This is a genomic window from Salinispirillum sp. LH 10-3-1 (genome assembly GCF_030643825.1).
Classification (GTDB): domain Bacteria; phylum Pseudomonadota; class Gammaproteobacteria; order Pseudomonadales; family Natronospirillaceae; genus Salinispirillum.
Map to the genome: position 1 here is coordinate 503869 of NZ_CP101717.1, position 13535 is coordinate 517403.

The following is a 13535-nucleotide window of genomic DNA, read 5'->3' on the forward strand; positions in this document are numbered from 1 at the left end:
GTGCGCTACTATGCAGGCATAATTTTCCCCTTGGCGCGGGTGTTCCGTTCGCCAATTCTAGAGTGCAGGAATTCGACCCATGATTTTAGACAACCTGACCCCGGTAGGCCTGGATCCTATTTTGTCGCTGTCTGCGGCTTGTCGCGCTGACGACCGCCCGCACAAAGTGGATTTGGGCATTGGTGTGTACCGTGATAGCCACGGTGAAACGCCCGTTATGGTAGCCATTAAAATGGCCGAAGCGCGCTTGTTGGAACACCAGACCAGCAAAGCCTATGTCGGCATGGCCGGGAACGAGTCGTTCAACGAATCAATGATCAACCTGTTGCTGGGTGAGAGCAAAGCCAAAGCGCGTGCTGTCGGTGTGCAAACCCCAGGAGCCAGTGGCGCACTGCGGATGCTGGCGGACGTCATCAAGATGTCGACCCCGGATGCAACGGTGTGGCTCAGTGACCTCAGTTATGCGAACCATGCACCGATCATGAAAACCGCGGGCTTGAACGTGCGGTATTATCCGTACTTTGACCCCGAGACCAAACTGGTACAAGCCGATGCGATGTTGGCAGCGTTGCGCGAAGCCGGGAAGAACGATGTGGTTCTGCTGCACGGTTCTTGTCACAACCCGACCGGCGCCGACATTGACTTGGATACCTGGAAAAACATCACCACCTTGGCCGTATCACAAGGCTTCTTGCCGTTTGTTGATATGGCCTATCAGGGCTTTGGCGATGGCATGGATGAAGACGCTGCCGGGCTGCGCTATTTGGTCGACCGTGTGGAATCCATGGTGATCGCCAGTTCGTGTTCCAAGAACTTCGGCCTGTACCGCGAGCGCACCGGGATCGCTGTCGTAGTAGGGAAGACGCTGGAGCAAGCGCAAGCAGTGAAAAGCCGCATCATGGAGTCGGCACGCGGTACCTACACCATGCCACCAGACCACGGTGCGGCCTTGGTGGATATGATTCTGCGCGATACCTCGTTGCGCACCAACTGGCAGTCGGAAGTCAGCTCTATGCGCCAGCGCGTGCAGACCTTACGTACGCTGTTGGCCGATGCGCTGCGCGAAAAGAGCGGTACTCAAGACTGGGAATTTATCAAACACCACAAGGGTATGTTTTCAGTGTTGGGCATTACCGCCGAACAGGCGCAGGCCATGCGCAATGATCATGCGGTTTATCTAGTAGACAGCGGTCGCATTAACGTGGCCGGCCTGCAGGAGTCGCAGGTGAACTCGGTGGCCAATGCGTTGTTGAAAGTGACGGCGGGCTGATTAATAAGGCCACTCTGTACGCAACGACGGCAAGACGTAGGAATGCGTCAGCCGCCATATCACGTACAGCATGACGAGCGGTAGGATCAGCGTTTCCATGGTGTAAATCACCAGCAGCTGAACCAACCGCTCGATCAATCCATCGGAAAACTGGCGCATGCCGGCCAGTAAATCAGACGCCTGTCCGGCGATGCCGCGCATCCACACCAGCACCCCTTGACCGTCATCCACCACGGCCTCACCTTGCTGCAACTGCTCAGTGGTAATATTTACTTCGCTCTGTGCTTGCTGGCGTGGTCCGTCCAGTACGTGCTCAGAGATCATCCCGACAGCAGTGGCACCTAAAGGTATCCCGAGCCGCATCACGATGATCAGGGCAGTAAAAAGGCGGGTAAAGGTGAGTAGCGCCGGTCGCCACTGAGCGGGCATGACGACCAGAAGAAAGAGTGTGACCATCAACGCGGAACCAAACACCACCACGGCCAGCGACTGGCCAATCTCCATCACCAGCAGTTGAATGCCTATGGAGGTCATTGCCAGCACCATCACATCCGAATAGCGTACCGCCATGTCTTGCACTGGCTTAAAGACTTGACCAGGCTTAAAAGAGGCGACCCCCACGCCGACCTGCGCTTCGGAGAAAAAGGCGATGGCCCGGTCGATTAAACGCGCCGACGCATAGGAGCCTGCTGCGAGCAACAAAGAGCGTTGTAGAGTTTCCGTGGCCTTCGCTTCCAAGGGTGCTAGCGCGGGGTTGATTACATGGCGTTCGGCTAAGCCGGTGACGCACAGAGACAGCAGAGCTACTAACACTATCCCCAAAACTAAACGACGCTCCAACGGTTGGTGAAGGGTCAGTGTCTCAGGCGGTTCCGTTCTAGGGGCCGCCGATGCCTGTGTTTCCGGGGCGGGCGTGTCGGTTGAAAGTAAGGGAATCAAACGGCGCTGGCGGCGAGCGTGAAACTGCGCAGCCAGTGTTGTGCACGGAAGCACAAAACACAACAGACCCAGCGCAGTGTCCTCGCGTTGTTGGCTGTCCGCCAGCCACCAGCGTAAGCTCAACAGGCCAATAAAGAGTCCCGCTAACAGCCCGTAACTGATCCAACTGTGTTGCGCGACCAGGGTGAACCCGTACAGGAACGTCGCGTCCAGCAACATCCAAGGCCACGCCAGTTTATAACGCCGGAGAGAATTCATATTTATACACTGATTTGAGATTAATACCCTATGGTCGACAAGATAGCGCAGAGTGGCTATTGCGGCTACTGCATGTACATCTTGCTTTTCAGGTTCATCAAGATGTGCTTATACTAAATGGTATAAACGTCTTTTCGCCCAAGGCAACCACTGCCTGCAGTTGAGCAATGTATGGATAAACCAACGGAAACACCTACGGTAGATGCTGCAAACCTATCGGGCTTACCGCAATCGCTGAAGGCGCTGGTTGGTCAGGTTGCTGAGCGAAAGGCTGACTTCCCTGATCTAATCGTAGCGCTGTCACCGCTGATAAATAACGGCAGTGCGTTACCCACCGAGACGGCGCTCGAGCTTTCAGTGGCCTTGCACGACATTGAAGTTGAGGCTGCAGAAGACGATGCCCTGCACAGTTTGGTCAATCAGCAGAGCGCGCCCTCCTGTGCAATTAACGCCGCAGGGGCAGTGTTGGCGCTAAATGTGGCAGCGGCTCAATTGTTTGGCCTGCATGTGGGGGATGGCATTGGTCAGCTTGGGGTGAACGATACTGAGTGGCAAGACTGTCAACGCCGCTTGGCCGAAGTGGCGGGCTCAACAATGCTCAAAGTCACCCGCCCCGGTAACGAAGCGCTGCCGATGATTATGATTGGTCGCTACATCCACCGTTATCAGGTATTTGTGCTGACTGCACTGCAACATTATTGGCCAGAGGCGGTCGATAAAGCGCTAGAGGCACTGTTTCAACTCACCCGATCAGAGCGTGAGGTCCTGTCTTATCTGGCTCAAGGGCAAACAGCTGAGCAGATTGCAGCCAATCGTTCAAGGGCGGTAGGGACGGTGCGTCAACAAATAAAAACACTGCTCGAGAAAATGGGCAGCAGTACTCAGGTCCAGGCAGCAACTTTAGCCGCTGCAGCAGCCAATGCGTTGTCCGACAGCCCCGGTCGCAGTGACACCTTGTTATTGGGACAGGCCGTTGCGGACTTGTCGTTCAAAGAGTTTATTCGCGACGGGCGACGAGTGGGTTGGCGTCGCTATGGTGCCGCCGGCGGACACCCGGTGATATTTTTACACGGCCCTTTTTTTGGCGTCGGTGACTTTTTGGCTGATCGTCAATGGGCCGAACGCCTGGGTTTGGATGTGTTTGCGCTTGAACGGCCCGGGTATGGGCGTACCGACATACCGCAGCGACACACCTCCGTGCTCGACACCATGGTGGAGGACATTCTGACGCTGATGGCCAGAGAAGACATACCCAAGGCCGCATTCTTAACGCACGAAATTGGTCTTATTCCAGCGCTGGCAATTGCTCAGCGCGCACCAGAACGTATCAGCTACGTTCTGGGGGTCTCTGCAGCACCGCCCTTTCGTGAGTTGGCTCAGCTCAATGCAATGCCCTCGCAGCAGCGTATTTTTATCTGGGCAGCGCAGCACGCGCAGTGGTTAGTGCGGTTGCTGATTCGCTTGGGAATGGTTCGTCTGCGTAAGCTCGGTCCTGATCATTGGATGGAAGCCGTGTTTGGCGAGGTTGCAGGCGACATGGCCGTATTGCAGCGACCTGAGCTTCAGCCAGGGATCATTGGTGCCTACAGCTACAATGTGAATCAAGTCGGTGCCGGGTTTGAAGTCGATCTGCAACTGATGCTCAGCAACTGGGGAGACTTAATTCAGCAAAACCACATCCCCATACACCTATTGCATGGAACAGATAACCAGACCACACGGCTCGAATACGCCGAGGTCTTTTGCCAGTTGAATCCACATATCCAACTGGCGCGCATAGAAGGTAGCGGCCAAACCTTGGCCGTGGATTGCCCAGACGTGGTGTATCGGCGACTTGCTGAGCTGATCGTCCAGACAATAGATAGCTAGGTAGCGTGCATGTCTAAAGCAACCCAATCCGGCCTCCCGTTATCGCCGGAAGCCTTGAGTGCTATGGTGCGGAATGTCGCATTGCGCGAGGTCGAATTTAATGAGCTAGTTGAGGTATTGCAGCCTCTGTTGCTCAATAAGCGACGGCTGACCGCTGAGGTGGAGTTGGCGTTGTCGAATGCCTTGCATGAACTTGAAGGCTTAGCGGATGCGCGCGATATTATCAACAGCTTGGTAGATGGCTTTAGCGCTCCGGCATTAGTCTTGGATGAAAAAGGGACGGTCGTTGCTACCAACGCGCCTATACGAATACGATTCGATATCGACACCGGCTCCACTATTGCCGATCTAGGCTTAACAAACGTCCATTTTCAAGACTTTAAGCAGCGTGTATCTGACACCGCCGGAATTACCCTAGTGAACCTCGTGCCCTCACGTGAAGCAATTGATCACCGGCCGTTGCTCATGGTTGGGCAGTATGATCATAGTCAGTCGGTGTACGTCCTGATCGCTTTGCAGCAGCATTGGCCGGCCTCCATTGAACGAGCCGTCAGGGATTTGTTTGGCTTGTCGGCGCGAGAAACGGACGTCTTGGCGGGTTTAGCGGCAGGGTTGACGACGGACGATATTGCACAGCGTCGTGCGCGCAAGGTCACCACCGTTCGGCAGCAAGTTAAGTCGCTACTTAAAAAAATGGGCGCAGCCTCGCAGATACAGGCGGCCACGCTCGCCGCCGCTGCCTCTAATGCCGTCAGTCGGTCGTTTGGTGATGAGCTCACATTAACATTGCCAAATCAGCGAGAACCTTGGTTTAAAGGTGAGGTAGAGCGTGATGGCCGACGCATCGGTTGGCGACGTTTTGGGCGGCAGGGCGGTGTGCCGGTATTGTTTATTCATGGACCTTCGTTCGGCGCTGGTGAGTTTGAGCACGATCGATTGTGGGCGAAAGAATATGGTTTAGATGTGCTTGCCGTAGAGCGGCCTGGCTATGGCCGTACGGATCGACCTTACAAGCACGATGATCCATTGCACTGTCAGACAGCCGACATTCAAGCGGTTCTGGCGGCGCAAGGCCTTCAGCCTAAGAGAGTGGTGGCGCACGAAGTTGGCCTTATCGTTGGGTTGGCGTGGTTGCAAGAATATCCCAATCGTGTCGAGCAAGTGTTGGGTGTTTCTTGTGCACCACCCTTTGCTGAAATCAGCCAGCTCGAACAGATGCCTGCGCAGCAGGGCATATTTATTCTGGCCGCACGTCATGCGCCTTGGATGGCGAAATTGCTGCTGCGCTTACTGGTGGTTCGGTTGCGCCAGCTAGGCTCAGAACGTTGGTATCAGGCCGTGTTTGAAGAAGGCTCAGAGGACCTCTCCGTTGCGCAAAAGTCAGAGCTTAGAACCGGCGTGGTGGCGACGTATCCTTTCTATACTCAGCAGTTAGGAACCGGGTTCGAAGTGGACTTACAGGTCATGATTCAAGATTGGGGGCATTGGGTCGCCGAGTGTCCGGTCCCCATTACGCTATTGCATGGACAAGATAACCCTACCACACCGGTAGAGTATTTAAGTGTTTTTAAGGCGTTGAACCCTAGGGTGGAGATTCAGTGTATAGAAAAAAGCGGGCTCACTCTGGCGTTGAGTGAGCCCGAACGGATTTATCGAGAGCTTGCGAGGAAGTAATCGTCATCCGTGGCGTAAGGGATTCCCGAGCTCAGTATAGGTAAGCACGACCGCGATTACTCTCCTCTAAAGCATTGTCGGGTTCACCGATCAAAATGACCGACGCATCGCCAGACATCGCCGCTGCGTGACCGAAGCGACGGGAAGCAAGCGGCGAAGGCGCTTTAATCAGCACGTCTTCGGTGAGCGTAAACGTACTGGCATCGAAACTGAACAGGAAGGCGGCACCAGCCTCGTCGTGCAAGTTGCTTGCCCCTGGGGAAGCAAAACTGGACAGCCCTTGCACATCAGAGTTTTCAGTGCGCGCACCGACCAACAGCTTGCCGCCATCGTCCGTTAGCGCCAGCGAATAGCCGAAGTTCATCAGCGATGATGTTAGGCCTTGCGGCGTTACTGATCGCTTTTCCAGCCAGGCATCTCCCCAAGCGGCCATCTCTTCTTTGTGCATGATGTATGCCGCGCCATCAAAGCCGCCCGCTGCATAAGCGCCCACGGCGATGGTGTTGCCATCTTGTGACACAGCAACGGCCGAGCCAAAAAGGTCCTCGTTGCGGCTACCAGTCAAGTTGAAGTTGCCGCGCTCTGCCCAGTTGAAATTAGGATCGGCCGGTGTTGTTGTTGAAAAAACATACAGTCTCTCAGGGTTGCTGTAGCTGCCGCTCACCTGATAGTGGGGCGCGCCTATCGCTAGTGTGCTGCCGTCACCAGAACTAGCCACCGACCAACCAAAGCCGCTAAAGCGTGTGGTGTCGCTAGGCTTAATGTAGAGAACCTGATTCCAACTGGCGTTTGCACCCGAATAGACGAAGGCTGCACCCGATCTGCTGCCTTGGGTGTCGTTACGCGTTGCCACTACGAGGCTGCCAGTATAAATGCCGGTGTATTCGGTGCTTTCACCCGGTGCTCCCACAACTATGCGGGTACCGGCGTCATTGATGGCCACTGAATGGCCAAAACGGGCAGAGTTAAGAGCAGCTGCGTTGTTGGTATCCAATTGCTGTGAACCATTACGCGGATCGGCTTTGAAGTGCGCTCGATAGTCAAAGCGATTCTGCGCTGGGTTGTAAGTGAATACATAGGCGGCTCCGCTTTCGGAATCGAGTGTTTCACCTACAAAGCCTTGGCTGGTAAATACTCCCCGGGCTCGATTCGTATCGCCGGGTGCACCCACCACCAGCGTGCTGCCGTCTTCAGACAATGCCAGCGAGTAACCAAACTCGAACACATTCGCGGTGCTGGGTGGTTGAATATCACCCAAACGATCCCAGCTACCGCTGTTATTGCGCCAGATGCTCACGCGACCCGTTTCTTTGGTGCCGGCCATGGGACCAGGCGCACCAACGGCAATGGTCGAACCATCACGAGAAACAGCAACGGCGTGGCCAAAGGCTTGCTGTATGCTGGTGGCGGTAGCATCTGGGTCGAGTTGAGCAATGCCCGCAATGAGATCGTTGGCGGTTAAATCAACGCGATCGGCACTGGTCGTGGCAGTGCAATTTCCATCATTCGAGCCACAAGCACGTACTCTGTAAGAAGCACCAATATTGAGCGGCAGTGATGCGTTGATTAATGCAAACTCGGCAGTCGGTGTCGGATCGTTCGCAATGATCTCTACTGTGCTGAAAACAGGCAGTCCATCGGGACTCAACTGCAACCGATATTCATCGGCCCCTGTTACTGGCTGCCAGCTAAAACGCAGAGTTTTTGGTGATTCCACCGTCACAGCTAAGGTCGTACCCTGAACGAAGCTAACATTCACATCGCAGGCGGCGTTAATGGGTTCAGAAGTGAAGACATTGTTTGCAAAGGTGCCAGCACAACCAGTGACACTGCCTAAGCTGAACCCGACATCCGGTGATGCGGTGAAGCTGAAAGTCTCGCCGGGCATCACAGTCCAGTTATTCTGATTGATGCTACCGTTACCGCCTACAATGGTGGCGTTGACAACAGGTATTTCAGCGAAAGAGACATCCAAGGTACAGGGCGCAGTGGCGGACGGCAGGATATACTCAGTATTGGGGCCACTGAAGGACATCCCGTTCACTGGTGTACCATCGTTCTCGATAATACCGCAGCCATCAAAACTGGCCAAATACCAACCGGATTGCGGGATTATACCCAGAGGCAGAGCTTGATCTTCATACACAACAGTGGGTGCACTGCCATATGATATAAGTTCGCCTTGACCCACGATATTTAGAGTAAGGTCATGAATAATAGAAGATAGACCATAGTTCACTGTGCAATCTGATGAGATGGCAGCAGTTGTGTATTCAGCACCGTTAACGCTACCGCCGCAACCTTGGGCTTCTAAAAATTTACCATTGGGGATTGGGCTAAAGTCGAAAGTTGTCGCTTCACCCTCAAGTACAAAACGTGTTTCGCTAGTCCTCAGTCTGAAGAACTGCCCATCTTCCCAAGATCCTTCGTCCAGAGTAACTGTATTTCCCATTGCGAATTGTACTTCAACGGTGCAGTCTGCTGTGATGGTGTCTGTCCAGTAAACATTGTTGCCAAATGGGCTGGCATCGATCCCGCAGCCTGACACATTGATCACGCCAGCGCCTGAATCGGGAGTAATGGTGAAAATAGCCATATTGCCGTCATCGGGAACAGTTAAAATTTGCTCCTCTGGAGAAATAGTACCAGGGCCAGTGACATTGGTTGAGATGGTGTAGGTGGTACTGCCAGTACCTCCGGTGCCCCCAGAATCGCCAGAGCCACCATTATCATTTTGGCTAGAGTCCGTACCGTTGGTGCTATCGGTATTATTGGACGAAGAGTCGTTACAGGCGCTAACCAACAGTGTGGCCGCGCAAAGTGCTGATGTCAGTAATAGTTTGTTCACGGGAATATCCTCGCATTTCTGCACAGGTTCGATAAATCAATTTAGAGTGATGAATTCAGACCCTGCTCACAGCAGGAAGGGCCTGAGTTGCTATTGGCTATTGCAGACCCAGAATATCGGCCGGAGTAGCATTCCGCACCAAGCGAAAGTTCAACCCGGTTGTAGGTGGTTGCCCTGTGATGAAGGGCGCGTAAGAGTAGCTGGAGTTATTGAAGCTGTTGGTTAGAGGCTGTACGAAATCATAGAAACGGACGGTCATCACCGCATTCGTATATGTTCCCCCTGGTACTGGGGCACCAAGGGTATTGCTCCACACTGTGCTGTTCACGGGCTGACCAGCAAAGGCCGCTTCGTTGATTCGGGTGTTACAGCTAAATTCCAGCAAGCTGGCCACTTCTTTCACATTGGGTATGCGCCACTCGCTCGACTGGAAATCGGTATTGCTCTGTGCTGCTTGCAAGGCACCGATCCAATTCGCTGCCGTGGGTGTGCCCGTGCAACTGCCGTTCTCAAGGCTCATGCCATGCAGGCAGGGCTGCCAGATCAGGCCGGTACTTTTTTGCAGTACCCAGCCTTGGCTAGAAGTCACGTAATCCGCATCGTTGCTATTGCAAGCGGCCATGGCCGTTTGCGCCGCGAAAAGGCCTGCCATCATTAATGTTAGGGCTTGTTTGTTCATGGCTGTACTCCTTCTGGACCATTGCTGACCAATCTGGCGAAAGCGCCATCGTGAATGACGCCAAAAAGCACGAAATTGGCGCGAGGGTTGCTGGTGTTGACCAGTGAGCCGCGGAAGAAATCGACCAGGGTGTAATTTGGATCGCTGTACTGATCCAGATAGGTATCGCTGGTCCAATAGTGGGCATGGCGCACACGAGTTGTCGTATTCACATATTGATTCACCATGCGGGTATTGGGGAAAAAGTCTCTATCAATACTTAGGTATTCATTAATATTTCCGTCTGCACTGGCATTTAAGGTAATGCCATGCGGTTTGTCAAAATCCACCAAGCCAAACAGTTCGTTTGCGGTTGGTAAGCGCCAATTGCTGAGACCGCACAGGCCAGCGTTGTTGGTGGCTGTCACAAAGGCATTGACATCGCCAGCAGCTGAATCTGTTTCAGTACCCCAGACATAGCGTACATCACGGTTGGTGGTGGTTTTTACTTCCCAAACCAAGCCCGTAACGTTGTCGCGTACACAGCTGTGTTCTGAGTCATCAGTAATGGGGTTGCCAGAGCTATCAAGTTTTGTGAGGTCGAAACCTCCCGAGCCTGAGCCCAATTTGACTGGAGCACTAGCATCCCGACCGATTAGAGCATCTTGCGTCGTACCCACTGTTGAGGCTGAACAATCGGCAACATCATACCCGCCTGCAACGGTAGTATGTGGGGCATAACAACGTACTGCACCGCTGTCATTGATTTGACCACTGACCGCCATGATCTGACTGAAGTCGACTAGAGATTGTGTATGAGAGTCGTCAGAGAGCAATGCAATATAGGTCAGCTCTCCATCAATAGCGGGTAAGACGCATGGGCTCGTATTGCAATCAGCAGCCAAAGAAATACCGCCCGCAGTAGGGCTGTTTTGGTCAACTTCACTATCTCCGAAGTAAAGTGAGTATGTGTCGGAGTTAGCTACGTTAGTCCAAGAAATCAACAAGCGATTCGCTAGAGGCACAGCAGTAAGTTGTGCTTCATTCGCAAAGGTGGGCGCGGCACCACCGACATCATTGTTGTCTGTGTTGTCTGTGGCGCTTTCTTCATTGCATGCGCTTAGAAACAGAGCACCACAGATGAGTAGAAAAATGGAAAGGTGTTTGTACATTGATAACAACTCCCTCTGAATGTTTATTACAAAGAGGTGAATTATTGAGCTTCACCGCTTTAGTCGACTCAGAAGGTTAGGGGAGTGTTATGAAAAGGGCATCTACCATATGGTACAAAACAGCACTTAATTCCGCGCGACAGGCGTTTTTATAACGGATGTGCCTAAAGATCAGGCATGCCTCCCGCCTTGTGGCCGGAGGCATGTGGTTTTAGAGTTGATTTAAGGAGTTTGTTCAGCGCTGCGCAGCGATCCAATCGAGCACTAGCGTGCGTTCGTCGCTCGACATGCCGGTCATATTGCCCAACGGCATGTAGTTGCTGCGCATGGAGGTCACCACTCGGTCAGGCATCACCATCACATCGTCGGTGTTCTCAAATATCAGGCCAGCGGGAGCGCTACTGAACATCGGTGACGACGGCGACGCTGCGTGGCAGCCCGCACAATGTACTTCAAGAATACTGTTAATCTGGCTGACATTGATGGCGCTCAACTCGGCAGCACGCTCTTCTGAAACCGCTGTTTGAGTAGAGCTGGGCGGCGCCATTAAGAACGCCAGTCCAGCCAATGCGACCAAGGCAATCACCAAAATAGCCGGTTGTACCTTGCCTTGGTGTTTGAGGTTAAAGTAGTGCCGCGCATAGGCGCTGATCGCACAAATGGCGGCCAGTACTGCCCAATTCCACTCATGCCCGTAGGTCATGGGGTAGTGATTGCTCAGCATGATGAAGATGATGGGCAGCGTGAAGTAGTTGTTGTGCGTGGACCGGAGCTTAGCCATTAAGGCCGGTGCAGGGTCTGGTGTTTCGCCCGCTTGTACCGCCGCTACCATTTTGCGCTGCGCGGGAATGATGCCCAAGAAGACGTTCGCCGCCATGATGGTGCCGATGAGCGCGCCGACTTGCATGTAGGCCCCGCGCCCTGAAAACAGTGATGTCATTACCCACGCGTACAGCGTAAGGATGGCAAACAGGACTATGCCGAACCACATGCCATTGCGGCGCAGTGGGGTGCGCAGCAAGCCTTCGTAGATCGCCAAACCGATTGCTAACGATACGACGGAAATCAAGATCGCGTGCGGCGTGCTGAAGGCGAACTTACTGGCATCCACCAAATAGGCTTGCGCGCCCACGTAATAGATCAGAACCATCAACACCATACCGGTCAGCCAGGTGGTGTAGGCTTCCCACTTGAACCAATGCAGCGTTTCGGGTTGTTCTTCGGGCCCTAGTTGGTATTTGGCGACTTCGTAGTAACCGCCGCCATGGACGGCCCACAAGTCACCCTTGATGCCCTTGTCTTTCTTCCATTGCGGCGGTTCGCGTAGGTTGTTGTCGAGCCAAATAAAGTAGAACGACGCGCCGATCCAGGCGACGCCAGCGATTACATGGAACCAGCGGAAGAACAGCTGGAGCCAGTCCATCAAATAAGCCATGGTCATAGGAGAGTCCTCAACTGCCGCGGTATGTGGAGTAACCGAAGTCACTCAAAAGTAACGGAATGTGGTAATGCTCATCGGGGTTGTCGATGGTAAACACGATGCTCACTGTGGGGTAAAAATTGGCGCGCTGACGCGCCGTTAGCCAGTCGCCGGTGGCGAATTCCACACGATACGTGCCGGCTTCACGCTGCTCTCCAGCCAACCAATCGATGATGCGGCCATCGCTGTTGGTGCGGCCTGCTGCAATGGGGTGCCACTCGCCGCCGGACTGCTTCGCTAAGGTCACCGCCAGGTCGGCGGCGGGGCGGCCGGTCACCGTGTCCAATACATGGGTGGTGATGGGACTTTTCTGTGTGCTCATGATGCCGTCTCCTTGCTCAACTGCGGTGAATTCGACCGAAAAGCCGCATGCGACTGACGCCGCCATCCGGGAAAATGTTCAGTCGAACGTGCGTGATGGGTCCAATGTCTCGGATCTGCTCAGTAAAGGTGTGCTCGCGGTGCATGTCCAGTTTTTGGCTGGGTAAGAGTTCACGCCAATACAGGCTTTGCGTCTCGATTTGGCTGTCTGTACCGCCTTTAACAAAGGCCGCCTGAATAGAACAACTGTCGGGGTAGTTACCCTTGAAGTGCAGGGTGTCGATCAATACGCTGTCGATGGTGCCGGGGTGTCCAAGGGCGACAATCACCCAGTCGTTACCGGGGGTGCGGCGGCGGGCGGTTTCCCAGCCATCACCCATATTGACCCCACGGCCGGGGTTGAGAATATTGCTCATGCGGCCAAAATGTTCATCGGAACAGGCCAGCGCGCGTCCGCCATTCAGTGCCGCCGCAAGGTCGACGGACTCGTTGAGGTCTTGCTTCGACCAGTCACACCATGGAATCCCGTACACGCGCAAACGCGCTACGCCACCGTCGGGATAAATGTTAAAGCGTAGATGGGTCCACGGGCGGTCGTCGTGTACTTCATGCAGGTGCTGGCTGTTGCCGCTTAGGTCAACGGAGGCCAATACTTCTGTCCATACCGTGTCGTCGTTCGGGTCGGCATTGGGGCTAAAACAGGCGTCCAGTGAAGCCGACGGCGGGTAGTTGCCGGTGAAGAAACTGGTGTCTATGTCGACACCTTTGATGGTGCCTGGCACACCCAGCTCAATAATGGCGTAGTCGTAGCCCTCAAAACGTTTGCGGCGCGACTCCCAGCCGTCCATCCACTTGCCGTTGTCGTCAAAGACTCCTTCCTTCCAAACCGGCGGCGTGGGTTGCAGCAGTCGATTGACTTCAGCGAACCAGTCGTCGGTCACGAAGATAGCCTTGGTGCCTAAGCGCGCGTCGGCTAGGTTGACGAAATGGGTGAATGCGTGGTTACTCATGTAATGGCCTCAGTGAATTAAATGTCGCACGATTGT

10 protein-coding genes are annotated in these 13535 nt (G+C 54.1%); 3 read left to right on the forward strand and 7 right to left on the reverse strand.

The window, feature by feature from the left end:
- The first annotated feature begins 79 nt into the window (after positions 1 to 79).
- Positions 80 to 1270, forward strand: a complete 1191-nt coding sequence (locus NFC81_RS02250; RefSeq protein WP_304995913.1) for an amino acid aminotransferase — start codon at positions 80 to 82, stop codon at positions 1268 to 1270.
- Here the strand turns inward: NFC81_RS02250 and NFC81_RS02255 are convergent, their stop codons facing one another.
- Positions 1271 to 2467: a hypothetical protein gene (locus NFC81_RS02255; protein WP_304995914.1), complete on the reverse strand. Its 1197-nt coding sequence runs from the start codon at positions 2465 to 2467 to the stop codon at positions 1271 to 1273.
- 171 nt (positions 2468 to 2638) lie between these two features.
- On the opposite strand from NFC81_RS02255, the gene NFC81_RS02260 reads away from it, so the two are divergent.
- Positions 2639 to 4336, forward strand: a complete 1698-nt coding sequence (locus NFC81_RS02260; protein ID WP_304995915.1) for an alpha/beta fold hydrolase — start codon at positions 2639 to 2641, stop codon at positions 4334 to 4336.
- Between the two features lie 9 nt (positions 4337 to 4345).
- Entirely contained in the window at positions 4346 to 6010 is a 1665-nt protein-coding gene (locus NFC81_RS02265) for an alpha/beta fold hydrolase (protein WP_304995916.1), read from the forward strand.
- 31 nt (positions 6011 to 6041) lie between these two features.
- On the opposite strand, the gene NFC81_RS02270 is transcribed toward NFC81_RS02265, so the two are convergent.
- The 6 genes from NFC81_RS02270 to alc form a co-directional block, all read right to left on the reverse strand.
- On the reverse strand, positions 6042 to 8858 hold the full coding sequence (locus NFC81_RS02270; RefSeq protein ID WP_304995917.1) for a hypothetical protein: 2817 nt from the start codon (positions 8856 to 8858) through the stop codon (positions 6042 to 6044).
- 97 nt (positions 8859 to 8955) lie between these two features.
- Complete coding sequence (locus NFC81_RS02275) at positions 8956 to 9537, reverse strand: DUF1566 domain-containing protein (protein WP_304995918.1); 582 nt, start codon at positions 9535 to 9537, stop codon at positions 8956 to 8958.
- Positions 9534 to 10688 carry a DUF1566 domain-containing protein gene (locus NFC81_RS02280; RefSeq protein ID WP_304995919.1) on the reverse strand — a complete coding sequence of 385 codons (1155 nt, stop codon included), beginning with the start codon at positions 10686 to 10688 and terminating at the stop codon, positions 9534 to 9536. Before NFC81_RS02280 ends, NFC81_RS02275 begins: the two co-directional genes overlap by 4 nt.
- Before the next feature lie 235 nt (positions 10689 to 10923).
- Positions 10924 to 12129 carry a urate hydroxylase PuuD gene (locus tag NFC81_RS02285; protein WP_304995920.1) on the reverse strand — a complete coding sequence of 402 codons (1206 nt, stop codon included), beginning with the start codon at positions 12127 to 12129 and terminating at the stop codon, positions 10924 to 10926.
- A gap of 10 nt (positions 12130 to 12139) precedes the next feature.
- A complete protein-coding gene (gene uraH / locus NFC81_RS02290) occupies positions 12140 to 12490 on the reverse strand; it encodes a hydroxyisourate hydrolase (protein WP_304995921.1) in 351 nt (116 codons plus the stop codon).
- Between the two features lie 16 nt (positions 12491 to 12506).
- Positions 12507 to 13499: an allantoicase gene (gene alc, locus NFC81_RS02295; protein WP_304995922.1), complete on the reverse strand. Its 993-nt coding sequence runs from the start codon at positions 13497 to 13499 to the stop codon at positions 12507 to 12509.
- Positions 13500 to 13535: the final 36 nt, after the last annotated feature.

Excerpts from the sequence above, each read along its gene's own strand:
- NFC81_RS02265 (WP_304995916.1), top strand. The coding sequence starts at position 4,346 with ATGTCTAAAGCAACCCAATCCGGCCTCCCGTTATCGCCGGAAGCCTTG.
- NFC81_RS02285 (WP_304995920.1), bottom strand. The coding sequence starts at position 12,129 with ATGACCATGGCTTATTTGATGGACTGGCTCCAGCTGTTCTTCCGCTGG.
- NFC81_RS02275 (WP_304995918.1), bottom strand. The coding sequence starts at position 9,537 with ATGAACAAACAAGCCCTAACATTAATGATGGCAGGCCTTTTCGCGGCG.
- NFC81_RS02255 (WP_304995914.1), bottom strand. The coding sequence starts at position 2,467 with ATGAATTCTCTCCGGCGTTATAAACTGGCGTGGCCTTGGATGTTGCTG.
- uraH (WP_304995921.1), bottom strand. The coding sequence starts at position 12,490 with ATGAGCACACAGAAAAGTCCCATCACCACCCATGTATTGGACACGGTG.
- NFC81_RS02260 (WP_304995915.1), top strand. The coding sequence starts at position 2,639 with ATGGATAAACCAACGGAAACACCTACGGTAGATGCTGCAAACCTATCG.
- alc (WP_304995922.1), bottom strand. The coding sequence starts at position 13,499 with ATGAGTAACCACGCATTCACCCATTTCGTCAACCTAGCCGACGCGCGC.
- NFC81_RS02280 (WP_304995919.1), bottom strand. The coding sequence starts at position 10,688 with ATGTACAAACACCTTTCCATTTTTCTACTCATCTGTGGTGCTCTGTTT.
- NFC81_RS02250 (WP_304995913.1), top strand. The coding sequence starts at position 80 with ATGATTTTAGACAACCTGACCCCGGTAGGCCTGGATCCTATTTTGTCG.